This window comes from Geodermatophilus obscurus, from assembly GCF_900115395.1.
In the GTDB taxonomy this organism is placed as follows: Bacteria; Actinomycetota; Actinomycetes; order Mycobacteriales; family Geodermatophilaceae; genus Geodermatophilus; species Geodermatophilus obscurus_B.
In genome coordinates this window covers 109,536-135,484 of record NZ_FOWE01000009.1, presented here as the reverse complement: position 1 = coordinate 135,484, position 25,949 = coordinate 109,536, and the positions used below count along the sequence as shown (strand labels likewise).

20 protein-coding genes are annotated in these 25,949 nt (G+C 74.9%); 14 read left to right on the top strand and 6 right to left on the bottom strand.

The annotated features are described in order from the left end of the window. Positions 1 to 153 precede the first annotated feature (153 nt). Complete coding sequence (locus BM165_RS26225; protein ID WP_348271796.1) at positions 154 to 459, top strand: type II toxin-antitoxin system VapC family toxin; 306 nt, start codon at positions 154 to 156, stop codon at positions 457 to 459. A gap of 9 nt (positions 460 to 468) precedes the next feature. On the opposite strand, the gene BM165_RS18190 is transcribed toward BM165_RS26225, so the two are convergent. The 3 genes from BM165_RS18190 to BM165_RS26125 all read right to left on the bottom strand — a co-directional run bounded on the left by BM165_RS18190 (position 469) and on the right by BM165_RS26125 (position 3,667). Continuing rightward, positions 469 to 1,203 carry a dihydrofolate reductase family protein gene (locus BM165_RS18190; RefSeq protein WP_075014968.1) on the bottom strand — a complete coding sequence of 245 codons (735 nt, stop codon included), beginning with the start codon at positions 1,201 to 1,203 and terminating at the stop codon, positions 469 to 471. Then, on the bottom strand, positions 1,203 to 2,954 hold the full coding sequence (gene treZ, locus BM165_RS18185; protein WP_075014967.1) for a malto-oligosyltrehalose trehalohydrolase: 1,752 nt from the start codon (positions 2,952 to 2,954) through the stop codon (positions 1,203 to 1,205). Before treZ ends, BM165_RS18190 begins: the two co-directional genes overlap by 1 nt. Before the next feature lie 110 nt (positions 2,955 to 3,064). Further along, complete coding sequence (locus BM165_RS26125) at positions 3,065 to 3,667, bottom strand: LysM peptidoglycan-binding domain-containing protein (protein WP_075014966.1); 603 nt, start codon at positions 3,665 to 3,667, stop codon at positions 3,065 to 3,067. Positions 3,668 to 4,167: 500 nt separating this feature from the next. Between BM165_RS26125 and BM165_RS18175 the strand changes: the two genes are divergently transcribed. The 3 genes from BM165_RS18175 to BM165_RS18165 are packed head-to-tail and all read left to right on the top strand — an operon-like array spanning position 4,168 to position 7,195. Further along, a complete protein-coding gene (locus BM165_RS18175) occupies positions 4,168 to 5,238 on the top strand; it encodes an efflux RND transporter periplasmic adaptor subunit (protein ID WP_075014965.1) in 1,071 nt (356 codons plus the stop codon). Then, positions 5,235 to 5,981, top strand: coding sequence for an ABC transporter ATP-binding protein (locus BM165_RS18170; RefSeq protein WP_075014964.1), 747 nt, complete (start codon positions 5,235 to 5,237; stop codon positions 5,979 to 5,981). Before BM165_RS18175 ends, BM165_RS18170 begins: the two co-directional genes overlap by 4 nt. Further along, a complete protein-coding gene (locus BM165_RS18165; protein WP_075014963.1) occupies positions 5,978 to 7,195 on the top strand; it encodes an ABC transporter permease in 1,218 nt (405 codons plus the stop codon). The genes BM165_RS18170 and BM165_RS18165 overlap by 4 nt, the downstream gene beginning before the upstream one ends. Before the next feature lie 60 nt (positions 7,196 to 7,255). Here BM165_RS18165 and treY read toward each other — a convergent pair whose 3' ends face one another. Both treY and glgX read right to left on the bottom strand, forming a co-directional pair. Beyond that, positions 7,256 to 9,571, bottom strand: a complete 2,316-nt coding sequence (gene treY, locus BM165_RS18160) for a malto-oligosyltrehalose synthase (protein ID WP_075014962.1) — start codon at positions 9,569 to 9,571, stop codon at positions 7,256 to 7,258. Then, a complete protein-coding gene (gene glgX / locus BM165_RS18155; RefSeq protein ID WP_075014961.1) occupies positions 9,568 to 11,685 on the bottom strand; it encodes a glycogen debranching protein GlgX in 2,118 nt (705 codons plus the stop codon). Before glgX ends, treY begins: the two co-directional genes overlap by 4 nt. Before the next feature lie 517 nt (positions 11,686 to 12,202). Between glgX and uvrB the strand changes: the two genes are divergently transcribed. The 8 genes from uvrB (at position 12,203) to BM165_RS18120 (ending at position 22,561) form a co-directional block, all read left to right on the top strand. Further along, complete coding sequence (gene uvrB, locus BM165_RS18150) at positions 12,203 to 14,314, top strand: excinuclease ABC subunit UvrB (protein WP_075014960.1); 2,112 nt, start codon at positions 12,203 to 12,205, stop codon at positions 14,312 to 14,314. A 257-nt stretch (positions 14,315 to 14,571) separates the two neighbouring features. Continuing rightward, complete coding sequence (locus BM165_RS18145) at positions 14,572 to 15,711, top strand: TerC family protein (RefSeq protein WP_083427482.1); 1,140 nt, start codon at positions 14,572 to 14,574, stop codon at positions 15,709 to 15,711. Positions 15,712 to 15,936: 225 nt separating this feature from the next. Next, positions 15,937 to 16,533 (top strand): TerD family protein, encoded by a 597-nt coding sequence (locus BM165_RS18140; protein ID WP_280140733.1) that lies wholly within the window; start codon positions 15,937 to 15,939, stop codon positions 16,531 to 16,533. A 175-nt stretch (positions 16,534 to 16,708) separates the two neighbouring features. Beyond that, positions 16,709 to 18,079, top strand: coding sequence for a VWA domain-containing protein (locus BM165_RS18135; RefSeq protein WP_075014958.1), 1,371 nt, complete (start codon positions 16,709 to 16,711; stop codon positions 18,077 to 18,079). A gap of 75 nt (positions 18,080 to 18,154) precedes the next feature. Next, a complete protein-coding gene (locus BM165_RS18130; protein ID WP_075014957.1) occupies positions 18,155 to 19,357 on the top strand; it encodes an HpcH/HpaI aldolase/citrate lyase family protein in 1,203 nt (400 codons plus the stop codon). Further along, positions 19,354 to 20,628, top strand: coding sequence for a phosphoribosyltransferase domain-containing protein (locus BM165_RS25240; RefSeq protein WP_208976798.1), 1,275 nt, complete (start codon positions 19,354 to 19,356; stop codon positions 20,626 to 20,628). The genes BM165_RS18130 and BM165_RS25240 overlap by 4 nt, the downstream gene beginning before the upstream one ends. Then, a complete protein-coding gene (locus BM165_RS24905) occupies positions 20,625 to 21,752 on the top strand; it encodes a cysteine protease StiP family protein (protein WP_208976797.1) in 1,128 nt (375 codons plus the stop codon). The genes BM165_RS25240 and BM165_RS24905 overlap by 4 nt, the downstream gene beginning before the upstream one ends. Next, a complete protein-coding gene (locus tag BM165_RS18120) occupies positions 21,749 to 22,561 on the top strand; it encodes an HAD family hydrolase (RefSeq protein WP_208976796.1) in 813 nt (270 codons plus the stop codon). Before BM165_RS24905 ends, BM165_RS18120 begins: the two co-directional genes overlap by 4 nt. A 2-nt stretch (positions 22,562 to 22,563) precedes the next feature. Here BM165_RS18120 and BM165_RS18115 read toward each other — a convergent pair whose 3' ends face one another. Continuing rightward, the gene (locus BM165_RS18115; protein WP_075014956.1) at positions 22,564 to 23,844 is read right to left on the bottom strand and encodes a hypothetical protein; all 1,281 of its coding nucleotides are present in this window, start codon (positions 23,842 to 23,844) and stop codon (positions 22,564 to 22,566) included. 227 nt (positions 23,845 to 24,071) lie between these two features. Here BM165_RS18115 and BM165_RS18110 point away from each other — a divergent pair, with 227 nt between their 5' ends. Continuing rightward, positions 24,072 to 25,190, top strand: a complete 1,119-nt coding sequence (locus tag BM165_RS18110) for a DUF475 domain-containing protein (RefSeq protein WP_208976795.1) — start codon at positions 24,072 to 24,074, stop codon at positions 25,188 to 25,190. Positions 25,191 to 25,331: 141 nt separating this feature from the next. Then, positions 25,332 to 25,949 carry an AIM24 family protein gene (locus BM165_RS18105; RefSeq protein WP_075014955.1) on the top strand — a complete coding sequence of 206 codons (618 nt, stop codon included), beginning with the start codon at positions 25,332 to 25,334 and terminating at the stop codon, positions 25,947 to 25,949.

Genomic DNA, 25,949 nt, shown 5'->3' with positions numbered 1-25,949 from the left:
CACGGCGACGACGCCGACGACTTCGACGACCTCCCCGACGACCTGCAGCGGGCGTTCGAGGAAGAGGGGTGACGGTCCTCCTCGACACGCACGTGCTCGTGTGGGCTGCCACCACCCCGGAGCGGCTCGGCACGAGCCTCGCGGTGCTCGCTGATGCCGACCGTCGACTCCTGTCGGCCGTGTGCGTGCGTGTGGGAGCTGGCGATCGAGCAGCGGCTCGGCAGACTGTCGGTCGGCGTGGACGTCCGGACGTGGACGCGACGGGTGACCCGTGAGCTGGCGCTCGACCACCTCCCGATCACCGCCGAGCACGCCGCGTCGGTCGAGCACCTGCCCGACGTGCACCGCGACCCGTTCGACCGGCTCCTGGTGGCCCAGGCTGTCGCCGAGGGCGCCGTGCTGCTGACGGCCGACGACCGCCTGCTCGGATACGGGGACGTCGTCCGGCTCGTCGGCTGAGCGCTGCCGCTACCGACCGACCGCGTAGCGGGTGAACAGGACGCCGTCCTCCTCCAGCAGCTGCACCAGCCGCGGGCGGACGACGTCGCCGAGCGCCCGGTCGAGCAGTCGCGCCGGCCCGCCCACCAGCGCGGGGGAGAGGGTGAGGTCGAGCTCGTCGACCACCCCGGCGTCGAGCAGCGAGGTCAGCAGCGCCGGGCCGCCCTCGCACACCAGCTGCTCCAGCCCGCGGTCGGCCAGCCGGTCCAGCGCGAGCGGCAGGTCGACGTCGTCGTCCCCGCAGACGAGGACGGCCACCCCGGCGTCGGTCAGCGCGGCGCGGCGGGACGGGTCGGTGGCCGCGCAGGTGACCAGCACCGTCGACGGCACGGCCAGCCGGTCGCCTGGGGTCAGCGACGCCCGCCGCGAGACGACGACGACCGGCGCCTCCGCCGGCCGGCCGAGCGAGGCGCGCAGCCGCACCAGCCCGGGCTCGGCGGCCGCCGGCCGGTACCCCTCGGCCGCCGCCGTGCCGTGCCCGACGAGCACCGCGTCGGCCAGCGCGCGCAGCACCTGGAACACCCGCCGGTCCCCCGGGGAGCCCAGGCCGGCGCTGCGCCCGTCGACGGCGATCGCGCCGTCGAGGGAGACGACGAAGTCCACCCGCACCGACCGGCCGGGCGGGAGCCGGTAGGCGTCGGCGAGCGCGGCGTGGTCGTCGAGGTCGTCCCCGACCGGTGCGGGGTCGGGCAGCAGCCGGCGCATCAGGTCGTGAACACGGCCGCGCTCTCGGCCGGCAGCGTCACCGTGGTCCCGTCGACCGACGGCTCGTCCGCGGTCGCGAACAGCACGCCGGTGGCCGGCCGGTCGAGGTCGACCTCGGCCTCCTCGCCGGCGAGGTTCGCGACCACCCGCAGCGCACCGCGGTGCACCACGAGCAGGCGGTCCTCGTCGTCCCAGCCGACCTCCACCGCCGACAGGTCGGGGTCGACGAGGTCGGGGTGCGCCCGGCGCAGCGCCAGCAGCGCCCGGGTGGTCGCGAGCAGCCGCGCGTGCGGCTCCCGGTCGAGCTCGGCCCAGTCGAGCTTCGAGCGGGTGAAGGTCGCGGGGTCCTGCGGGTCGGGCACCTCGTCGGCGTCCCACCCGTGCTCGGCGAACTCGCCCTTGCGGCCCTCCGCCGTCGCCCGGCCGATCTCGGGGTCGGTGTGGCTGGTGAAGAACTGCCACGGCGTCGAGGCGCCCCACTCCTCGCCCATGAACAGCATCGGCGTGAACGGGCTGGTGAGCACGAGCGTGGCGCCGACGGCGAGCAGGCCCGGGGACAGGGTGGCCGAGACGCGGTCGCCGACCGCGCGGTTGCCGATCTGGTCGTGGTCCTGCAGGTACCCGAGGAACCTCCACCCCGGCAGGCGGGCGGTGTCGACCGGCCGGCCGTGGTGCCGGCGCCGGAAGCTCGACCAGGTGCCGTCGTGGAAGTAGGCGCCGGTGAGCGTCTTGGCCAGCCCGGCCAGGCCCGCCTCGGCGAAGTCGCCGTAGTAGCCCTGCCCCTCGCCGGTGAGCACGGCGTGCAGCGCGTGATGGAAGTCGTCGCTCCACTGCGCGTCCATCCCGAGGCCGCCGGCGACCCGCGGCGTCACCATCCGCGGGTCGTTGAGGTCGCTCTCGGCGACGAGGCTCAGCGGCCGGCCGAGCGCCACCGAGAGCCGGTCGACCTCCTGCGCCATCTCCTCCAGCACGTGCGTGGCCCGCTCGTCGACCAGCGCGTGCACGGCGTCGAGCCGCAGGCCGTCCACGTGCATGTCGCGCAGCCACATGAGCGCGTTGTCCAGGACGTACCGCCGCACCTCGTCGGAGTCCGGCCCCGACAGGTTCATCGAGGAGCCCCACGGGTTGGGACCGCCCTCGCTGAACACCGGCATGAACAACGGCAGGTAGTTGCCCGACGGGCCGAGGTGGTTGTAGACGACGTCCTGGATCACGCCGAGGCCGCGCTGGTGGCAGGCGTCGACGAAGCGCTGGTAGGCCGCCGGCCCGCCGTAGCTCTCCTGGACGGTGTACCAGAGGACGCCGTCGTAGCCCCAGTTGTGGGTGCCGTCGAAGCCGTTGACCGGCAGCAGCTCGACGAGGTCGACGCCGAGGTCGACGAGGTGGTCGAGCCGGTCGACGGCCGAGTCGAGAGTGCCCTCGGGGGTGAACGTCCCGACGTGCATCTCGTAGACGACGGCGCCGGCCAGCGGGCGCCCGGTCCACGCGCCGTCGCCCCACGGGTAGGCCGCCGGGTCGAACCGGCGGGAGAGGCCGTGGACGCCGTCGGGCTGCCGCCGCGAGCGCGGGTCCGGCCGCGGTGTGTCGTCGTCGCCCAGCAGGTAGCCGTAGTCGGCCTCGGGGGCGGCCTCGACCTCGGCGCGCCACCAGCCGCCGTCGTCGCGGCGCATATCGTGCAGGGCGCCGTCGACCTGCAGGCGGACCCGCTCGGGCACGGGCGCCCAGACGGCGAACTCGACGGGTGCGGACATGCGGGGGCCTCCGGGAGGACGAACGGGGTGACCGGACCGTCTTGCCCGCGGGGCGCCCGGTCAACCGCCGGAGGCGGCCGGGGGAGGAGCCTCCCCCGGCCGCCGGGGACTCACGGGAGTTGCAGCACCTGGCCGACGGAGATCCGGTTCGGGTTGCTCAGCTGGTCGCGGTTGGCGGCGTACAGCGCCCGCCAGCCGCCGTCGACGTCCTCGGCCCGGGCGATCGTGGAGAGGGTGTCGCCCCGCTCCACGGTGTAGGTGTCACCCGACGCCGCCGGAGCGGCGGCGGGAGCGGCCTCCGGAGCCGGGGCCGGAGCCGGGGCCGGAGCCGGGGCGGCCGCGGGCGCGCCGGCCTCGGGGGCCGACGGGTCGAGCGCCTTGCCGCAGGTCGGCCAGGCGCCGGGGCCCTGGCCGTCGAGCGTGCGCTCGGCGACGGCGATCTGCTGCTCCTTGGTCGCCAGGTCGGCCCGGGGGGCGAACTCGAGGCCGCCGTAGGCCGCCCAGGTGCTGGCGCTGAACTGCAGGCCGCCGTAGTAGCCGTTGCCGGTGTTGATCGACCAGTTGCCGCTGGACTCGCACTGGGCGACGGCGTCCCAGTCGTTGGGCTCCGCCGCGGAGGCGGAGCCGGCCAGGGCGCCGACGGAGACGCCGACGGAGACGGCGGCCGCGCCGGCGGTCAGCAGGGCGCGGCGGGCGAGGGTGGACGTGCGCATGGGTGTGCTCCGATCCGCCGCCTGCGGGGTGAGCTGTCGGGTTCGGGGCGATCGGTGCCCCGGCCGCACCGGTGCCATCGGGTGGCACGGGCGCGGCTTCACCCCGAGGCGCACGCTGCCGGCCCCCGTGACCGGGTCGGCGCACGCCGGAGTGGTTCCCCCACCCCCGTCCTGGGATGTGCTGGAGGAACGGACGACCGGCGGACGGGGTTGGGCGGACCGGCTCCGGCGCCTCCCTCGGAGTCGGGCGGCGCGCGGTCACGGTAACGGAGAGGTCACGGCGCGCCCCTCCCGTCACACGGGTCGGCGCCGCCCGCGGGACGCCGGCCGGGGCCGAACCGCTGGTCACGTCCCCTGCGGGGGCTCCTGGGTGAGCTCGGTCACACGGCCGGGGGACGGTCGGCGGCGCGCCGGGCCGCACCCGCCCCTCGGCGTCGTCCGGTGCCGCTAGCGTGCCGCCGACCGCCACTGGTGAGTGGCCGAGCGCGCGGGGAGCGTGCATGTCCGCAGTCCGAACCCTCGTCCTCCCGGTCCTCCGCCTCCTGGTGTGGGCGGTCATCGCCGCCGCGCTCGTCGTCCTCGCCTTCCGCGGCGGCGGGTCCGACGGCGGTGCCGTCGCCGGACCTGGCGCGCCGACCGTCGACCTCTCCTCCCCGACGGTGGCGGTCGCCCGCGGGACGGTGTCCAACACCGTCAGCGTCTCGGGCACCGTCGTCGCCGACGCGGCCGTCCCGGTGCGGGCCACCAAGGCCGGCACCGTCCGCCGGTTGCTGGTCGACGAGGGCGCCGACGTCACCGCCGGGCAGCCGCTGCTGGAGATCCGGTGGGAGGAGGAGGTCGCCCCGGTCACCGGCACCGGTCCCGAGGGCGAGCCGACGGTGACGCCGCAGCAGCCGCGGGTGCGCACCGCCACCGTGCCCGCGCCGGCCGCCGGGCGGCTGACCGACCTCGACGTCCTCGTCGAGCAGGCCGTCGCCGTCGGCGACCCCGTCGGCGCCGTCTCGCCGGGCACCCTGTCGGTGACCGCGACCCTCACCCAGGACGAGCAGTTCCGGCTGCTCACCCCGCCGGCCACCGCCGAGGTCACCGTCCAGGGCGGCCCGGCGCCGTTCGAGTGCGCCGGCCTGGTGCTCGGCGCCCCCGCGACCGGGGATGACGGCGGCGACGGCGGGGACGGCGGAGCCGGCGGCGGCATCGACCCGATGACCGGCATGCCGCTCCCGGCCGGCGGCGGCGCGGGCACGACCGCGCGCTGCGCCGTGCCGCCCGGGACGACGGTGTTCGCCGGCATGGGCGCCACCATGGCCGTGCAGGCGGGCCTGGCCGAGGACGTGCTCGTCGTCCCGGTCACCGCGGCGCAGGGGTCGGTGCAGAACGGCGTCGTCTGGGTGGTCGGGCCCGACGGGGCGCAGGAGGAGCGGCCGGTCGCGCTCGGCCTCACCGACGGCAGCGTGGTCGAGATCCGCGAGGGCCTCGCCGAGGGCGACCAGGTGCTGCAGTTCGTGCCGGTGCCCGACGACACCCCGGTCGACCCGATGACCGGGCAGCCGATGGGCGGGGTCGGCGGGTGAGCCTGCTCCACCTGCGCGGCGTGGGCCGCGAGGTGCGCCTGCCCGACGGGTCGCTGCTGCCGGTGCTGACCGGCGTCGACCTCGACGTGGCGGCCGGCGAGCACGTCGCCGTCGTCGGGCGGTCGGGCTCGGGCAAGTCGACGCTGCTCAACCTGCTCGGGCTGCTGGACACGCCCACGGCCGGCAGCTACCTGCTCGACGGCGAGCCGACCGACCGGCTGCGCGCCCGGCGGCGGGCGCGGCTGCGCGGCGAGGTGTTCGGGTTCGTGTTCCAGCAGTTCAACCTGCTGCCGCGGCGCACGGCCGCGGAGAACGTCGCCGCGCCCCTGCTCTACGCCCGCGGCCGCGACTACCTGCTCCGCCGGCGCACCGCCCGGGAGATGCTCGACCGGGTCGGGCTCGGCGCGCGCGCCGACCAGGTGCCCGAGCGGCTCTCCGGCGGCGAGCAGCAGCGTGTGGCCATCGCCCGCGCTCTGGTGCGCTCCCCGCGGGTGGTCCTGGCCGACGAGCCGACCGGTGCGCTCGACGTCGAGACCGGTGCCCAGGTCATGGCCCTGCTCGCTCGGGCCGCCGCAGAGAACGGCGCCGCGCTGGTCACCATCACCCACGACCTGTCCGTCGCCGCGCTCGCCGACCGCCGGTTCCGCCTGGACGCCGGCCGGCTCACCCCCCTCGACGGCGGCGCCGCGCTCGACGCCGCGACCGCCCACCGGGACCCCCGCACCGCCGGGCGGACCGCGTGACCGGCCTGCTCGGCGCCTTCGCCGAGGCGTGGGACGAGGTGCGGGTGCACAAGGCCCGCGTCGTCCTGTCGCTGGTCGGTGTCTTCCTCGCCGTCTTCGCCCTGACCACGGTGACCGCGCTCGGCGCGATCGTCGCCCAGTCGCAGCAGGAGCAGGCCGAGCGCTGGGGCGGGCGGCCGGCCACCCTCGCCGTCACCGCCTTCGACACCACCACCGGCGCGGGGGTGGACGCCGCCCGCTGGGACGCCGCCGTCGCCGGCCTCGTCGACCGCTACGGCATCACCGGCTCGGCCACCGTCAGCTACGCCGACGGCCTCTACCGGCTGCCCGGCGGGACCCAGACCGTGCAGACGACGCGGGTCAGCCCCTCCTACGGGCCGCTGCACCGCATCCGCCCGGTGCACGGGCGGTGGCTGCGCGAGGGCGACCGGGCCAGCCTGTCGCCTGCGCTGGTGGTCAACGAGGCCTTCCTGTCCCTGCTGGGGCACAGCGACCTCTCCGCCCGGCCGACCGTGGTCATCGGCGGCCCGCAGCCGGTCACCGCGACCGTCGTCGGCGTCGTCCGCGAGGGCTTCGACCAGCCGCTGGTCTACCGGGTCGACCGCTCCGGTGGTGATGCCGCGGCCGCGTCCGGCGGCGGGCCCGGGCCCGGGTTCTACGGCCCGCCGACGCTGGAGCTGTGGGTGCCGCCCGGGCAGGCCGACGCCGTCATGGCGACCGTCCGCAACGACCTCGCGCTGTCGCTGCCCGGCTCCCAGGTCGACGTCTACCGCACCGACGACCAGGGCATCGGCGACTCCATCAGCACCCTGCGGACGGCGATCCGCGGCGCCGGCGTGGTCGCCCTCGTGCTCGGCGGCCTGGGTGTGCTCAACGTCGGCCTGGTCACCGTGCGGCAGCGGATCCGCGAGATCGGCGTCCGGCGCAGCTTCGGGGCCAGCTCGGCGCGGATCTTCTCCGCGGTCATGCTGGAGAGCGTCTGCGCCACCGCGCTCGCCGGCGTCGCGGCGGTGGCGGCCGCGGTGCTGCTGGTCCGCAACCTGCCGCTGACGGAGTGGCTGGCCGACGGCGTCCCGCTCGCCGACGACCCCGGCTTCCCGTTCGAGGCGGCCGTCGAGGGCATGGTCGCCGCGACCGCGGTCGGCGCGCTCGCCGGGCTGCTGCCCGCCGTCATCGCCGTCCGCGCCCGCGTCATCGACGCCATCCGCTTCTGAGAGGACCCCCGTGCCCCCCGCCGCTCGCAGGCTCGCGGCGGGGGGCACGGGGGTCCTTCCTCAGTCGCGGACCAGCAGGGCCACCGGCAGGCGGGCCAGCAGGTCGCCCACCAGCACGCCGGCGGCGTCGGCCACCACCCGCCCGCCGGTGAGCACGTCCCGCCACGCACCGGTGGGCAGCGCCAGCGCGGTGTCGCCCCAGCCGGTGGCCGCGAGCGCTACCGGCAGCCGCGTCGCCACGGTCACCGCGCCGCCCCGGTCGAAGGCGACGACGTTCCGGGCCGCCGACCCGGTGGCCGCAACCGGCGAGTAACCGGTGAACAGCTCCGGGGAGTCCCGCCGCAGCCGCAGCGCCCGCGAGACGACGAGCAGCTTGGCCGCACCGGTCTCGTCGACCCCGGGCACCCAGCCCTCGTCGAGCCGGGCCAGCAGCGCCCTGCGCGCGTCGTAGTCGACCGGCCGGCGGTTGTCGGGGTCGACCAGCGAGTGGTCCCACAGCTCGGTGCCCTGGTAGACGTCCGGGACGCCGGGCATCGTCAGCTGCAGCAGCTTCTGCGCCAGCCCGTTGGAACGCCCCGCCGGGGCGGTGCGGGCGACGAACGCCTCGATCTCGGCGCTGGTCGCCGGGTCGTCGTAGGCGGCGTCCACCACCGCGTGCAGCCGGCTCTCGAACTCGTCGTCGACGTCGGTCCACGTCGTCGACAGCCCGGCCTCGCGCGCGGCCTTCTCGGCGTAGGCGTGCGCCCGCTCGCGCGACAGCGGCCAGGCGCCGACCAGGTTCTGCCACACCAGGTGCGCCAGCGGCCGGTCGGGGAGCGGGTGCCGGTGGAGCAGCCGGCGCACGAGCTCCGCCCACTCGCCGGGCACCTCCGCGAGGACGGCGAGGCAGGCCCGCGTGTCCTCGCTGCGCTTGGTGTCGTGCGTGGTCAGCGTGGTCATCGACGCCGGACGGCGCTCCAGCCGCCGGGCCTGCGCCTCGTGGAACTCCTCCACGGTGGTCCCGAAGCGGGACGGGTCGCCGCCGACCTCGTTGAGCACCACGAAGCGGGCCCACCGGTAGTAGGCGCTGTCCTCGACGCCCTTGGCCATGACCGGGCCGCTGGTCTGCTCGAAGCGGGTGGCCGCCTCGGTGCCCGCCCGCGCCAGCACCGGGTGCAGCGCGTCGACGGCGGCCACCAGGTCGGGGCGGCGGTCGCGGACGTCGGCCACCGCGGCGTCGAGGTGCTCGCGCCCGTCGGGCAGGTAGGTGCGGTAGACGGAGAAGGTGGCCAGCAGCTCGGCCAGCGCCTCCTCCTGGGTCGCCGCGTCGACGCCGGGCAGCTCGCCGATCACCCGGACCAGCCGGGCGACCTCCGAGCCGAGGCTGCCGTCGGTGACCTCGCGCTTGCAGTCGTGCACCAGCCGGGCGTAGTCGACCGGGCCGCCCGACAGCTCGGTGTCCAGCGCGGTCAGGGCGTCCTCGCCGGCCGGGTCGACCAGCACGCCGTCGACCTCGGCGAGCGCGTCGTAGCCGGTGGTGCCGGCGGTGCGCCAGCTCTCCGGCAGGTCCTCGCCGGGCTCGAGGATCTTCTCGACCACCGTCCAGCGCCCGCCCGAGGCATCGGCCAGCCGGTCGAGGTAGCCCCTCGGGTCGGCCAGGCCGTCGGGGTGGTCGATGCGCAGCGCGTCGACGGCGCCGTCGGCCACCATGCGCAACACCAGCTCGTGCGTGGCGTCGAAGACCGCCGGGTCCTCCACGCGCAGCCCGGCGAGGGTGTTGATCGCGAAGAACCGGCGGTAGTTGAGGTCGGAGTCGGCGCGCCGCCAGTCGACCAGCTCGTAGTGCTGCCGGTCGTGCACCTCCTGCGGGGTGCCCTCCTCCGTGCCGGGCGCGAGGGGGAAACGGTTGTCGTAGTACCGCAGCTCCCCGTCCACCACCTCCAGCTTCTCGACGTCGTCGGCCGAGCCCAGCACCGGGATGCGGATCCGCCCGCCGCCGAAGTCCCAGTCGACGTCGAACGCCGCCGCGTGTGCGCTGCCGCGCCCGTGCTGCAGGACGTCCCACCACCACGGCGCCTCGGCCGGGTCGGCCACGCCCATGTGGTTGGGCACCAGGTCGAGCACGAGGCCCAGCCCCTGCTCGTGCAGCGCCGCGACGAACCGGTCGAAGCCGGCCTGCCCGCCCCGCGACTCGTCGACGTGCGCGTGGTCGACGGTGTCGTAGCCGTGCGTGCTCCCCGCCGCCGCGCGCAGCAGCGGGGAGGAGTAGGCGTGGCTGACGCCCAGGTCGGCGAGGTACCCGGCCACCGCCGCGGCGTCGTCGAGGGTGAAGTCCGCGGTCACCTGCAGCCGGTAGGTCGCCGTCGGCCTCGCGCGCCGGCGCTCCTCCCCGGTCACGAGGCCGCCTGCAGGACGACGGTGGCGCGGGCAGCGACGGTGAGGGTGTCCCCGGCCTTGAGCTGCACCGGCTCCACCTCACCGAGCTCTGCGGTGTCGACCACCACGGTCCAGCCCTCGGCGTACTCGCCGGTGGGCAGCGTGTACTCGATCGGCTCGTGGTGGGCGTTGAACGCCAGGTAGAAGCAGTCGTCGATCACGTCCTCGCCGCGCTCGTCGGTCTCCCGGATGCCGTGCCCGTTGAGGTACATCGCCAGCGACTTGGCGGTGCCGGCGTCCCAGTCCTCATCGGTCATGACCTCGCCGCCGGGCGCGAACCAGGCGATGTCCTGCACCGGGTCGCCCTCCTCGCGGCGCACCGGCCGGCCGTGGAAGAACCGGCGGCGGCGGAACGTCGGGTGCTCGGTGCGCAGCCGGGTGACCAGCTTGGTGAACTCCAGCAGGCCCTCGTCGACCGACTCCCAGTCGATCCAGGTCAACTCGGAGTCCTGGCAGTAGCCGTTGTTGTTGCCCCCCTGGCTGCGGCCGAGCTCGTCGCCGTGCAGCAGCATCGGCACGCCCTGGCTGAGCATGAGCGTGACCAGGAAGTTGCGCCGCTGCCGGGCGCGCAGCTCCAGCACCTCGGGGTCGTCGGTCTCGCCCTCGACGCCGCAGTTCCAGCTGCGGTTGTGGCTCTCGCCGTCGTTGTTGCCCTCGCCGTTGGCCTCGTTGTGCTTCTCGTTGTAGGAGACGAGGTCGTTGAGGGTGAACCCGTCGTGGGCGGTGACGAAGTTGATGCTGGCGACCGGCCGCCGTCCGGAGTGCTTGTAGAGGTCGGCCGACCCGGAGATCCGGCTGGCGAACTCGCCGATGGTGGCGTCCTCGCCGCGCCAGAAGTCGCGGACGGTGTCGCGGTACTTGCCGTTCCACTCCGTCCACAGCGCCGGGAAGTTGCCCACCTGGTAGCCGCCGTCGCCGACGTCCCAGGGCTCGGCGATGAGCTTGACCTGGCTGACGATCGGGTCCTGGTGCACCAGGTCGAAGAACGCCGAGAGCCGGTCCACCTCGTGGAACTGGCGGGCCAGGGTGGAGGCCAGGTCGAACCGGAAACCGTCGACGTGCATCTCGGTGACCCAGTAGCGCAGCGAGTCCATGATGAGCTGCAGTGACTGGGGGTTGCGGACGTTGAGCGAGTTCCCGGTGCCCGTGGTGTCCATGTAGTACTGCTCGTCGCCCTCGACCAGCCGGTAGTAGGCGCGGTTGTCGATGCCCTTGAGCGACAGCGTCGGGCCGTTGTGGTTGCCCTCGGCGGTGTGGTTGTAGACGACGTCGAGGATCACCTCGATGCCGGCCTCGTGCATCGCCCGGACCATGCCCTTGAACTCCTGCACCTGCTGGCCGTCGGTCTGCTGGGCGTACTCGTTGTGCGGGGCGAAGAAGCCGATCGTGTTGTAGCCCCAGTAGTTGCGCAGGCCCTTCTGCAGCAGGGTGTCGTCCTGCACGAACTGGTGCACCGGCATGAGCTCGATCGCGGTGATCCCCAGCGACTGCAGGTGCTCGATCACCGCCGGGTGGGCGACGCCGGCGTAGGTGCCGCGCAGGTCGTCGGGGATGCGCGGGTGGGTCATCGTCAGGCCCTTGACGTGGGCCTCGTAGATGACCGTCTTGTTGTAGGGCGTCCGCGGCGGGCGGTCGACGCCCCAGTCGAAGTAGGGGTTGACGACGACGGAGCGCGGCATGTGCGGCGCGGAGTCGTCGTCGTTGCGCTCACCGCTGCCGAACCGGTAGCCGAAGCAGGCCTCGTCCCAGTCGATGGCGCCGTCGATCGCCTTGGCGTAGGGGTCGAGCAGCAGCTTGTTGGGGTTGCAGCGCTGCCCGTTCTCCGGGTCGTAGGGGCCGTGGACGCGGTAGCCGTAGCGCTGGCCCGGCTGGATGCCGGGCAGGAAGGCGTGCCAGACGTACCCGTCCATCTCGGGGAGGCGGACGCGCTCCTCGTTGCCCTGCTCGTCGAACAGGCACAGCTCGACCTTCTCCGCCACCTCGCTGAAGAGGGCGAAGTTGGTCCCGGTGCCGTCGTAGGTGGCTCCGAGCGGATAGGCGGAACCGGGCCACACCTGGGTCCGGGGCTGGGTCATGGACGTGTTTCCTCCTGCACGGGCGCCCCCGCAGTCGGGATCGAGGGGGCGCGGTTGCCCCCCGCCGCGGCCGTCGGCAGGGGGTCGGGGCACACGGTGCCCGCCGGTCCCTTGCCCGATCCGGACCGGTCCACACCTGTCGCGACCGGGGACACACCCCCACCCGTCCTCCTCGTCCCGGGGCCCTGCCCGGACGCGACGAAGCCCCCCACGGCGGGCCGCGGGGGGCTTCGTGCGCAGGTCCGGCGGCGGTGCCCGTCGGGTCCCGGCCGGGGAGCGCGGCGCGGGGTCCGACCTCGCCCGGCGTGCGCGTGGCACGGTCCGGGTGGCACTGGTCCCTGGCGGGCGCGCTCCTGCGAGGCGACACGCTAGCGGGCGCCGGCCCGCCGCACCGCGCACCGGGGCCGTGATCACGGGGCCGGCGGGGTCCCGTCCGTCCCGCCCGTCACGGGGTCCCGTCCGGTCCCACGGGTCTCGTCGCACCCTCCTGTCGTACCGCGGTCGTACCGTCGTCCCCGTGCGCGCGACCACCGACATCCGGCCCACTCAGGGGCGTTTCCGCGTCGTCAGCGAGTTCGAGCCCTCGGGCGACCAGCCCGCGGCGATCCAGGCCCTCGCCGAGCGGGTGAACTCCGGCGAGAAGGACTCCGTGCTCCTGGGCGCCACCGGCACCGGGAAGTCGGCCACCACCGCCTGGCTCATCGAGCAGGTCCAGCGGCCCACGCTGGTGATGGCGCCGAACAAGACGCTCGCCGCGCAGCTGGCCAACGAGTTCCGCGAGCTGCTGCCGAACAACGCCGTCGAGTACTTCGTCTCCTACTACGACTACTACCAGCCCGAGGCCTACGTCCCGCAGACCGACACCTACATCGAGAAGGACTCCTCGGTCAACGACGAGGTCGAGCGGCTGCGCCACTCGGCCACCCAGGCGCTGCTGACCCGGCGCGACGTCGTCGTGGTCGCCACCGTCTCCTGCATCTACGGCCTGGGCACGCCCCAGGAGTACGTCGACCGCGCGCTGAAGATCTCGGTGGGGGAGGAGCGCGACCGCGACGAGCTGCTGCGCACGCTGGTCACCGAGCAGTACACCCGCAACGACCTGTCCTTCACCCGCGGGACCTTCCGGGTGCGCGGCGACACCATCGAGGTCTTCCCGGTCTACGAGGAGCTCGCCGTCCGGATCGAGATGTTCGGCGACGAGGTGGAGCGGCTGTACTACCTGCACCCGCTCACCGGCGAGGTGGTCCGCGAGGTCCAGGAGCTGTTCGTCTTCCCGGCCACCCACTACGTCGCCGGCCCCGAGCGCATGGAGCGCGCCATCGCGACCATCGAGGCCGAGCTGGAGGAGCGGCTGGCCGAGCTGGAGCGGCAGGGCAAGCTGCTGGAGGCCCAGCGGCTGCGCATGCGCACCACCTACGACATCGAGATGATGCGCCAGGTCGGCTTCTGCTCCGGCATCGAGAACTACTCGCGGCACATCGACGGGCGCGCGCCCGGCACCGCCGGCGCCTGCCTCATCGACTACTTCCCCGAGGACTTCCTGCTCGTCATCGACGAGTCGCACGTGACCGTCCCGCAGATCGGCGGCATGTACGAGGGCGACATGAGCCGCAAACGGACGCTGGTCGAGCACGGCTTCCGGCTGCCCTCGGCCATGGACAACCGCCCGCTGAAGTGGGAGGAGTTCACCGACCGGATCGGCCAGACGGTCTACCTCTCGGCCACCCCGGGCAACTACGAGCTCGGCCGCGTGCAGGGCGACGTCGTCGAGCAGGTCATCCGTCCGACCGGCCTCGTCGACCCCGAGGTCGTGGTCAAGCCGACCAAGGGGCAGATCGACGACCTCGTGCACGAGATCCGGGTGCGGGTGGAGAAGGACGAGCGCGTCCTGGTCACCACGCTGACCAAGAAGATGTCCGAGGACCTCACCGACTACCTGCTCGAGCTGGGCATCAAGGTGCGCTACCTCCACTCGGAGGTCGACACGCTGCGCCGGGTGGAGCTGCTGCGGGAGCTCCGGCAGGGCGAGTACGACGTCCTGGTCGGCATCAACCTCCTGCGCGAGGGCCTCGACCTGCCCGAGGTGTCGCTGGTGGCGATCCTCGACGCCGACAAGGAGGGCTTCCTCCGCTCGGGCACCTCGCTGATCCAGACCATCGGCCGCGCGGCCCGCAACGTGTCCGGGCAGGTGCACATGTACGCCGACACCATCACCCCCTCGATGGCCACGGCGATCGAGGAGACCAACCGGCGCCGCGAGAAGCAGATCGCCTACAACCGCGAGCGCGGCCTCGACCCGCAGCCCCTGCGCAAGAAGATCGTCGACATCCTCGACGGCATCTACCGCGAGGCCGAGGACGGCGGGGCCGAACTCGTGGGTGGCTCGGGCCGGCAGCAGTCGCGCGGCAAGGCGCCCGTGCCGGGGCTGTCGTCGAAGACGCGGGGCAAGGCCGGCGCCATCGACGTCCAGGGCCTGCCACGCGCCGAGCTGGCCGACCTGATCAGCCAGATGAACGACCAGATGCTGGCCGCCGCCCGCGAGCTGCAGTTCGAGGTGGCCGCCCGGCTGCGCGACGAACTCGCCGAGCTGAAGAAGGAGCTCCGCCAGCTCGACGCGGCCCACGCCTGACGGACCGGAGGAGGCGGACGCATCCGTCCGCCTCCTCCGGGAACCCGGGACGCCCTGCCGACCGTTGTCGTCGTGGATCCCCTCGTGCGGCGTGCTGCGCCGCGCGGGGACCAGGGTCCCGCGTGGAGGGGAGTATCCCGGCGCGGTGGTGTCGTCAACACGGGCAGCGGGGCCCCGGCGCCATCGGCCGACCGCTGTGCGGTCGGTGGGAGAGACCTCCGGTGCTGACAACTGCCAGTGGACCGGAGGTATCCCGTATGGACGTCCCCTTCTGGGTGTGGGCGGTCACCGTCGCCGCGATCGTGGCGATGATCGTGTTCGACTTCGTCGGACACGTGCGCACACCCCACGCGCCGACGCTGCGCGAGGCCGCGACCTGGTCGGCGGTCTACGTCGCCATCGCCGTCCTCTTCGGCATCGGCGTGTGGATCTTCGCCGGGGGGCAGTACGGCGGTGAGTACTTCGCCGGCTACATCACCGAGAAGAGCCTCTCGGTGGACAACCTGTTCGTCTTCGTCCTCATCATGGCCAGCTTCGCGGTGCCCCGGGAGCTGCAGCAGAAGGTGCTGCTGTTCGGCATCGCCTTCGCGCTGATCCTGCGGACGGTCTTCATCTTCCTCGGCGCCGCGGCGATCGAGCAGTTCAGCTGGGTCTTCTACGTCTTCGGCGGCTTCCTCATCTGGACCGCCGTCGCGCAGGCGCGGGCCAGCGGTCACGACGACGACGAGTTTAAGGAGAACGCGCTCCTGCGGCTCACCCGCAAGGTGATCCCGACCACGCAGGAGTACCACTCCGACCGGATGACCGCGAAGATCGACGGCAAGCGGTACATCACCCCGCTGGCCATCGCGCTGATCGCCATCGGCAGCGCCGACATCCTCTTCGCCGTCGACTCGATCCCGGCGATCTTCGGCCTGACCGAGGAGACCTTCCTCGTCTTCACCGCCAACGCCTTCTCGCTGCTGGGCCTGCGGCAGCTGTTCTTCCTCATCGACGGCCTGCTCGACCGGCTCGTCTACCTGCACTACGGCCTGGCGGTCATCCTCGGCTTCATCGGCATCAAGCTGCTGATCCACGCCCTGCACGAGAACGAGCTGCCGTTCATCAACGGCGGCGAGCACGTCACGGCCATCCCCGAGGTCCCGACCTGGCTGTCGCTGGCGGTCATCGTCGTGACGCTGTTCGTCACCACGGTCACCAGTCTCGCCCGCAGCCGTCGCGACGCCCGGGAGGCCGTCGCGGCCGGTGGCACGGCGGACCCCGGCACGGGGGGCACGACGGTCGCGCCCTCGGCCGGCCGCGACGCGGCCGCGGTCGCGGGAGAGACCGGCGTCCCGACGGTGGGGCGTGTGACGGACGAGGAGCCGAGCCCGTCGCGACGCACCCCGCCGGCCTGACCCCGGCCCGGGCGGGTCGCCGGGTCACGTTCCGGTACCTGTTGCTCCCGGTGGCCGTGCGGCAGTATCCGAGGACACGTCCGCCTCGCCGGGTGCCCGCTCGGCACCCGGCGCGGCGGTACCGGGGGACCACGCCGGGCGCCTGCGCCCGTGCCCGCCCGGTCGCGCCGGCCCGTCCGGTGCGCTGCGCCAGTGGCGACCGCCGCTGCGCGACCCGACAGTGACATGGGAGTCCAACAGATGGGTGTCAGCCTCTCCAAGGGCGGGAACGTCTCGCTGACCAAGGAGGCCCCGGGCCTGACCGCGGTCAACGTCGGTCTCGGCTGGGACGTGAACACGTTCTCCGGGGGCGAGTTCGACCTCGACGCATCGGCGATCATGATCGGCGCCGACGGCCGGGTCACCCCCGACGACTCGGGCTTCATCTTCTTCAACAACCTGCGCAGCCCCGACGGCTCCGTCGTCCACGTCGGTGACAACCTCACCGGTGAGGGCGAGGGCGACGACGAGGTCGTGCAGGTGAACCTGGCCGGCGTCCCGCCGACCTGCGAGAAGATCGTCTTCCCGGTGTCGATCTACGACGCCGACAACCGCAAGCAGAACTTCGGCGCGGTCCGCAACGCCTTCATCCGCGTCGTCAACCAGGCCAACGGCGCCGAGATCGCCCGGTACGACCTCACCGAGGACGCCTCGGTCGAGACCGCCATGGTCTTCGGCGAGCTCTACCGCAACGGTGCCGACTGGAAGTTCCGCGCCGTCGGGCAGGGTTACGCCTCCGGCCTGCGCGGCATCGCCCAGGACTTCGGCGTCAACGTCGGCTGATCTCACCGGGCCCGGACGTCCGCGTCCGGGCCCGGTGCGGCCCGCGCGAGCCGACCCCTCCCGCCCCGGGCCCTCCCCGCGTACTGTCCCCGCGCCGCCGCACCGAGACCGGGAGGTCACGCCATGCCCGCTGCCCACCCGTCCGCGCCGCGCGCGCTGAGCTGACGGCAGCCCCGTGGTCCACGTCCTCACCCGGGGCGGCAACGTCGGCCTCGCCCAGGCCGGCCTGACCGGCCCCGTCGTCGTCACCCTCACCTGGCAGCCCGCGCCCGGGGTCGACGCCGACCTCTCGGCGTTCCTCACCACCGGCGCCGGGAAGGTCCGCAGCGACGACGACTTCGTCTTCTACAACCAGCCCGCGGGCGCCGGCGGCGCGGTGCGCCACCTCGGCAAGTCCGCGCGGGGCGGCGCCACCGTCGACCAGGTCCGCATCGACCCGGCCGCGCTGCCCGCCGACGTCGAGAAGGTCGTCATCGGCGCCTCCCTCGACGGCGCGGGCACCTTCGGCGGGCTGTCCGGCCTCGCCGTCGAGGTGGCCCCCGACGGCGGCGCTCCGGCGGCGGTCCGGTGCGAGCTCGCCGCCGGACCCGAGACGGCGCTGGTGTTCGCCGAGGTCTACCGCCGCGGCGCCGAGTGGAAGGTCCGCGCCGTCGGCCAGGGCTACACCAACGGCCTCGCCGGCCTGGCCACCGACGTCGGCGTCAGCGTCGACGACGAGCCCGCCGCGGCCGCGGCACCCGCCGCCGCCCCGCCACCCCCGCCCGCTCCCGCGGCGCCGCCGGTCAGCATGGAGAAGCGCCGGCTGGTCGACCTGGAGAAGAAGCTGGCGACGCAGGCGCCGCAGCTGCTCAGCCTGGTCAAGACCGCCGGGGTGAGCCTGGAGAAGCGCGGGCTCGGCGAGCACACCGCCCGGGTCGCGCTCGTCCTCGACATCTCCGGCTCCATGGCCGGCCTCTACCGCGCCGGCGCCGTGCAGCGGCTCGCCGAGCGCGTCCTCGCCCTCGGGCTGCGCTTCGACGACGACGGCGTCGTCGACGTCTTCCTCTTCGGCAAGGACGTGCACCGCCCCGAGCCGGGGCTGCGCCTGGAGGGCCACCAGCAGTACATCGCCGACCTCACGCGGCAGTACCCGCTGGAGTACGACACCCGCTACGGCGTGGCGATGGCGGCCGTCCGGCAGGCCTACTTCGGCGACAGCCGGGAGCGCGTGGAGCCGCAGCCGGCGCAGGTGCCCGTCTACGTCATGTTCCTCACCGACGGAGCGCCGAGCGACAAGTCCGTCGCCACGCGGCAGATCCGGGCGGCGTCCTACGAACCGGTGTTCTGGCAGTTCATGGGCATCGGCCCCGCGCGGCAGTTCTCCTACCTGCAGCGGCTCGACGACCTCGACGGCCGCTACACCGACAACGCCGACTTCTTCGCCGTCGACCAGGACGACCTCATGGGCCGCCGGCCGATCAGCGACGACGCGCTGTTCGACCGGCTCATGACCGAGTACCCCGGCTGGCTGCAGCGGGCGCGCGCCCAAGGCCTGCTCCGCCCCTGAACCGGCACGCCGCGTTCCCCGTCCGTTCCACCGCCAGCCAGCCCACATCCAGCAGAGGGTGAGAGGGATCTTTCCGTGCGCCACTTCGCCTACCTGACCGACGCCGAGCGGGAGCGGCTCTTCGCCGTCCCCCCCGGGGACGTCGGCCCGGCCACCTCGCGCGGGATGCTCGCGCTCGCCCTCGGCGCGACGCTCTACAGCCCCGGCACCCGGCCCTCCCTCGACGGCGACGCCGCCCGGGCCGCCGCGGTCGGCGCGACCAGCACCGTGTGGTGCCTGGAGGACGCCATCCCGCACGCCGCCGTCGGGGAGGCGGAGGCCAACGTGGTGGCCGCGCTGCAGCGCCTCGACCGCCGGGTCGCCGACGGTGACCCCGCGCCGCTGCCGCTGGTCTTCGTGCGGGTGCGCACCCCGGAGCAGATCCGCTCGATCGCCGTGGAGGCCGGTCCCGCGCTGGCCCGGCTGACCGGGTTCAGCCTGCCCAAGGCCACCGCCACGTCGCTCGGCCCGATGCTCGAGGCGATCGCGGAGGTCGGCGCCGCCACCGGGCTGCCGCTGTACGGCATGCCCATCCTGGAGACGCCCGACCTGGCGTGGCGGGAGACCCGCGCCGAGGCCCTGGCCGCCCTCGCCGCGGTGGTCGACGCCCACCGGGAGCACGTGCTGTGCCTGCGGGTGGGCGGCACCGACCTCTCGGGGCTCTTCGGCCTGCGCCGCGACCGCGACACCACCATCTGGGACGTCGCGGTGGTCCGCGACTGCCTGGCCGACGTCGTCAACCGCTTCACCCGCGGCGGCGAGCACGTCGTCACCGGGGCGGTGTGGGAGCACATCCCCGGGCCCCGGCTGTTCAAGCCGCAGCTGCGCCAGTCGCCGTTCACCGAGCAGCACGAGGGCCGGCTGCGCCAGCGGATGATCGCCGGAGACCTCGACGGCCTCATGCGCGAGGTGGCCCTCGACAAGGCCAACGGCGTGCTCGGCAAGACCGTCATCCACCCCGCGCACGTCTCGGTCGTCAACGCGCTGCTCACCGTGTCCCGCACCGAGTACGACGACGCCCTGGAGATCCTCACCGCCCGCGGTCAGGGCGGCATCGCGGTGTCCGGGCACGGCCGCATGAACGAGATCGGCCCGCACGCGCTGTGGGCTGAGCTGATCAGCCGCCGGGCCGCGGTCTACGGCGTCGTCGCCGACGAGGCCGCGCTGGTCGACCTGCTGGCCGCCGGCCAGCGCCGGCTCGGCGAGGTCTTCGTGCCCGGGGAGGCGCGGCGCGCATGACCGCCACCCTGCCCGGTGCCGCCTGGCTGGGCGGCACCGTCTCCCGCCTGCTCGACGTCGGGGTGGGCGACCCCGCCCGGTTCGGGCAGCTGTGCGGCCTGGCGCTGCGGGACAACCCCCGCCGGGCGCACCTCGTCGTCTCCCGGGTGCTCGGCAAGCACGTGCCGGTCGCCCCCGCCGACGTCCTCGCCGCGGGGCACGCCGTCGGCGACGCCGTGGCCGCCGTCCTGGGCGGCGCGCTGCCCGGCCTGGTGATCGGCTACTGCGAGACCGCCACGGGCCTCGGCCACGCCGCGGCCGCCCGGCTGGGTGCGACCGCGCTGTCGACCACCCGGCGGGTGCACCCGGGTGTGCCGGTCACCGCGGCCTTCGAGGAAGAGCACTCGCACGCCGTCGCCCACGCGCTGCAGCCGGCCGGCGGCGTGTCCCTGGGCGCGCCCGGCCCGCTGGTGCTGGTCGACGACGAGCTGACCAGCGGGCGCACCGCGCTCAACACCGTCGCCGAGCTGCACGCCCGGTGGCCGCGGGAGCGCTACGTGATCGGCGCGCTGCTCGACGCCCGCCCGCCGGAGGCCCGCGCCGCGTTCGCCGAGCGGGCCGCAGCGCTGGGGGTGCGGGTCGACGTCGCCGCCGTCCTCACCACCGCGCTGACCCTCCCCGCCGACGTCCTCGACCGGGCCGCGGCCGCCCGCGCCGCGCTGCCCGCCCCGGCGCCGGTCCCGGCCGGCGCCCCCGGCGACGTCCGCGTGCACGAGGGCCTGTGGCCGGCCGGCGCGCCCACCACCGCCCGGCACGGGCTCACCCCCGCCGGCACCGCCGCCCTGCACCAGGCCGCGGAGGCGGCCGCCGCGGCGCTGGCCCCGGCGCTGGCCGGCAGCGCCGGCGTCCTCGTCCTCGGCACCGAGGAGCTCGTGTACGCCCCCACCGTGCTCGCCGCCGCGCTGTCCGCGCGGCTCGCGGGCGTCCCCGTCACCACCCAGTCGACCACCCGGAGCCCCGTGCACGCCGCCGACGACCCCGGCTACGCCCTGCGCCGCAGCCTGGCCTTCCCCGCCCCCGACGAGCCGGCCCGCACCTCGCGGGTGCACAACCTCGCCGATCCCGCCGCCGTCCCCGCCACCGGCCGGTGGTCGGACCTGCGCGCCGAGGACGTCGTGGTCGTGGTCGACGCCCCGGCCGACGCCGCCGCGCCGATGGCCGGGGCGCTGCGGCCGTTCGCCGCCCGCGCCGTGCACGTCGTCCCCGTGCCGCTGTCGGAGCCGGCCCCGTGACCGCGGTGCAGCCGGGGCTCGCGCCCGCCGTCCCCGGCCGGTTCGGCTCCTACGCCCCCGAGGAGGTGACCTGGCTGCTCACCGACCTGTCGTCGGTCGCGCTCGAGCGCGGCACCGAGGACCGCGAGGAGGCCATCCAGTCGGGTACCCACTACTCGGAGATGCTGCCGGTCGAGTACCAGCCCGACGACGCCTACCTGGCGCTGTTCACCGCGGCGCTGGAGACGTCGGCCGGACGGCTGGCCGACGCCGTCGCCCGGGTCGGCGAGCTGGTGTGGGACGCCGCGGCCGCGCAGGGGCAGACGCCGGTGCTGGTGTCCCTGGCCCGCGCCGGGACGCCGGTCGGCGTGCTGCTGCGCCGCTGGTTCCGCGTCTCGCGCGGTGTCGACGTGCCGCACTACACCGTCTCGATCATCCGCGGCCGCGGCATCGACCGGGTGGCGATGGCGCACGTGCTGGCCCGCCACCCCGCCGGCGCCGTGCGCTTCGTCGACGGCTGGACCGGCAAGGGCGCCATCCAGCGGCAGCTGACCGAGGCCGTCGCCGCCTGGGTCGCCGACCACCCCGGGGACGCGGCCCTCGACGACCGGCTCGCCGTCCTCGCCGACCCCGGCGTGTGCACGGAGCTGTACGGCACCCGCGACGACTTCCTCGTCCCCAGCGCCTGCCTCAACAGCACGGTGTCGGGGCTGGTGTCACGGACGGTGCTGCGCGAGGACCTCATCGGCCCCGGCATGTTCCACGGCGCGAAGTACTACGCCGAGCTGGCCGGCTCCGACGTCTCCGCGCTGTTCGTCGACACCGTCGCCGCGGAGTTCCCGGCGACCGCCCCGGCCGACGACGTCCCCGCCGCACAGCGCCGGCCGACCTGGGCCGGGTGGGCGGCGGTCGAGCGGATCGCCGCGGAGTTCGGCATCGCCGACGTCAACCTGGTCAAGCCCGGGGTGGGGGAGACCACCCGGGTGCTGCTGCGCCGCGTGCCGTGGCAGGTGCTGGTCCGGCCCGACCGCGCCGAGGACCTGCGGCACGTCGTCGCGCTGGCGCGGGCCCGGGAGGTGCCGCTGGTCGAGGTGCCCGACCTGCCCTACTCCTGCGTCGGGCTGATCCGGCCGGTGGGCCGGTGACCGCCGTCCTGCCGGCGACCGCGACCGTCGCCGCCGTCGACCTCGACCGCACGCTCATCTACTCGGCGTCGGCCGCCGGCGGCACCGACGGCCTGCAGGTCGTCGAGCACCTCGACGGCGCCCCGCTCAGCCATGCCACGCCGGCGTCCTGGGAGCTGCTGGCCGAGCTGGCCCGCCGCGCGGTCGTCGTCCCGGTCACCACCCGCACCGTCGCCCAGTACGGGCGGGTGCGGCTGCCGGTGGTGCCCCGCTACGCGCTCTGCGGCAACGGCGGCGTGCTGCTCGCCGACGGCGTCCGCGACCCCGGCTGGGACGAGTGGGCGGCCGCCACCGCGGCGCAGGCCGCGCCGCTGCTCGAGCTGCTGGCCCCGCTGGAGGCGGTCGCCGGCGAGCCGTGGGTGCGCACCGTGCGCTCCGCGGAGGGCCTGTTCGGCTACCTCGTGGCGCACAGCAGGGACGCGATCCCGGCCGGCTGGCTGACGGCGGCCGGGGCCGCGGCCACGGCCGCCGGCGCCACGCTCAGCGTCCAGGGCCGCAAGGTCTACGTCGTCCCCGCCGGGCTGTCCAAGGCCGCCGGGCTGCTCCGGCTGCGCCGCCTGCTGGCGGGGGAGGGGCCCGCGCCGCGGCTGCTGTGCGCCGGCGACAGCCTGCTCGACGCGCCGATGCTGCTCGCCGCCGACGCCGCCGTCCGCCCCGCGCACGGCGAGCTGCACGAGCAGGGCTGGACCGGCGCCCGGGTGCAGGTCACCGCGGCCACCGGCGCGGCCGCGGGGGAGGAGATCGTCCGCTGGCTGCTCGACCGCGTCTGAGGTCAGTCCGCCCGCGCGGTGCGCACCAGGGCGGCCAGGCCCCGCTCGATGGACTCCGCCTCCCGCAGCACCGCGCCCCAGTCCGGCCGCTCGGCGCGGGCGGCCGCCTCCAGCGGCGGCAGCCGCCGGGCGAGGTCCTCGAAGGTCCGGCGGAAGCGCCGGGCGCGGTCCTCCGGCAGGCCGGACAGGAAGCGCCGGGCGTCGACGACGGCGCGCTGCACCCCCGTGAGCAGCGCGCCGGGGTCGGCCCGGACGGCGTCCAGCCGCTCCAGCCGCCCGACGGCCGACCGCACCTCCTCGTCGACACGCCCGGCGGCGGCGCGGACCCGGGCCAGCAGCGCCGCGGCCTCCGGCACGTCGAGCACCGGGGCGGCCAGCGCCGACGTCAGGGCGGCGAGCGCGGCGTCGGCCTCGGCCAGCGCCCCGGCCGCGCGCTGGGGGGCGCGCTCGACGTCGGCCCACGCGGGCAGGGGATAGCGGCGCCGCAGCTCGCTCATGACGCCGGCCAGCCGCTCGTGGCGTGTGCCCAGCGCCTCGCGGCGGGTCCGCACCGACGCCGCGCCGCGTCGCACCTTGGCCGCCCGGCCCGGCAGCGCCCGGGCGCGCTCGGCGGCGGCGTCGGCGGCGGAGCGTGCCTCCTCGGCGGCCGCCAGGGCGTCGGCGGCCCGGCGCTGCGCCAGCGCCGACTCCGCGCCGGCCAACCCGGTCGCGGCGTCGTCGAGCAGGCCCTGCGCACCGGGGTCGGCCAGGCCGGCGTCCGCCGCAGAGGCCAGTGCGGCCCGCGCACCGGTGAGCGCGTCCGCGGCCGCCGCGACCACGGTCCCTGCCGCCGCCCGCTGTCGGGTGGCGGCCGCGAGGACCTCGCCGTACTGCTCCCGGAAGCGCTGCACCTGCTCGAGGACCCCCCGCAGCGCGGCCGCGGCGTCGCCCAGCGCCCGCGTCGCGGCGCGGGCCCGCTCGGGCTCGGCGTCGTCGTGCCCGGCCAGGGCCTGCAGGTACTGTCCGATCACGGTGTCGGCGTGGGCCGACAGGTCGCGCCAGTCGCGGGCCAACGAGTCGGGGGCGGGGATGCGGTGCTGAGCCCGTCGCCGGCCGGCGCTCCCGGCCGGGTCCGTCCCCGCCTCCTCGGCCGCGGCCACCGCGTCCGGCAGGTCGGCGAGGGCGCCGTCGAGCTCCAGCATCGCCGCGGCGGCGGCCTCGCGCGCCGCGGCCGCCTCGCGCCGGCCCGCCTCGCGGTCGCGCCGCCACCAGCGGGGAGCGGGGTTCCCTGCGAGCCCGCCCACGACCGTCTCCCTCCGCACCGCCGAGGCGGTCCCGCCCCGGGACCGTGCCTACCACGTCACGACCGTGTCATCCCGGAGAGGCGGTCCCGGTCACACGGCCGGGCAGCGGGAACGTCTGCCCACCGAGGGCCGTTGCACCGAGGGTTCGCCTCTCGGTCGATCCGGCCCGGTCTCGCGTGCCGTCTTCGTCGCCGCCTCGCCCGTCAGGCGTCGGAAAGGAAATCCTGATGCTCCGCTACTTCGGCTTCTCCGTCGGTCTGACGGTGGCCGCGCTGGTCACCGCCGTGGTGTTCGGCGGCCCAGCGGCACTCCTCGCCGTCGCCGTCCTCGGCGTGCTCGAGGTCTGTCTGTCGTTCGACAACGCCGTCGTCAACGCCAAGGTGCTCCGCCGGATGAGCCCGCTGTGGCGCAAGCTCTTCCTCTACGTCGGCATCTTCATCGCCGTGTTCGGCATGCGCCTGTTCCTGCCGATCGTGCTGGTCGCGGTCACCGCGCAGCTGTCGATCCCCGAGGTGTGGGACCTGGCGCTCTCCGACCAGGAGGCCTACGCCAGCAACGTCGAGGCCGCGGCCGAGGCCATCTACACCTTCGGCGGGATCTTCCTGCTGATGATCTTCCTGAACTTCCTCTTCGACGAGGACCGGGACGTGCACTGGATCGGCCCGATCGAGCGTCCGCTGTCCAAGGCGGGCCGGTTCCCCTACCTCGGCATCATCATCGCCCTGGCGGTCATCTACGTCGGCTCGCAGATCGCCGACCCCGACAAGTACGCCACGGTGCTCGTGTCCGGCCTGACCGGCCTGTTCACCTACCTGCTCATCGGCGGCCTCAACGAGCTGATGGAGGCCCCGGGGACCGACGAGGACGAGGACGTCACCGCGACCGGCGGGTCGACCTCCGGCGGCAACGCGGGCGGCACGGCGACCAAGGCCGTGGCGGGCGCCGGCTTCGCGGCGTTCCTCTACCTCGAGGTCCTCGACGCGTCGTTCTCCTTCGACGGCGTCATCGGCGCCTTCGCGCTGAGCAGCGACATCTTCATCATCGCGCTGGGCCTGGGCATCGGCGCCTTCTGGGTGCGGTCACTGACCATCTACATGGTCGACAAGGGCACGCTGGAGGAGTACCGCTACCTCGAGCACGGCGCCATGTGGGCCATCGGCTTCCTGGCCACGATCATGATCCTCGAGCTGCGGTTCCACATCAGCGAGTACATCACCGGCCTCACCGGCCTGGTGTTCATCATCGCCGCGGTGATCGGCAGCGTCGCCGCCACCCGCCGCGAGGCCGCGCAGGCGCCCGCCGCGTCCGCGGCCGAGCGCGACGAGGTGACCGCCGGCCGGCGCTGACGCCGTCCGCACCTGCGGCCCCGGGGCACCGCCCCGGGGCCGCAGGCGTGTCCGGGGGAGGGCACGGCGCGGGACCTACCGCGCGGGGGAGCCGCCGGATACGGTCCGCGCGGTTCCCGCTCCCCGTCCCGAGAGGCATCCGTGGCCCTGCTCACCGCCCACAGACGCGTCCTGCACGCCGACCTCCAGGGGGACCGCATCCGGGCCGCCAGCGGCTCGATGGTCGCCGTCGAGGGCAACGTCGACTTCAAGAGCTCCGGCATGGGCGGGGGCGGTGGCATGCGGGCGGCGCTCAAGCGCGCCGTCGCCGGCGAGAGCCTCTCGCTCATGGACTGCGCCGGCCACGGCCGCGTGTACCTGGCGCTGGACGCCATGGACGTGCTGGTCGTCGACCTGACCGGGGACACCCTCACCGTGGAGAGCGAGCACATCCTCGCCCACACCGAGCAGCTGCGCCTCGACGTCCAGTTCGCCGGCCTGCGCGGCATGACCAGCGGCCAGGGCCTGGCGACGACGACCGTCACCGGGCACGGCCAGGTGGCGATCGTGTCCGAGGGCCCGGTCATGGCGCTGGAGGTCGCGCCCGGCGCCGACCTCGTCGTCGACCCCGACGCCTACGTCGGCTCCCGCGGCCAGCTCTCGATGAACCTGGTCTCCGGTGTGTCCTGGAAGTCCGTCGTGGGCGAGGGCACCGGTGAGCCGTTCTCCCTCCGCTTCACCGGCTCCGGCCTGGTGCTCGTCCAGTCCGCGGAGCGCTGA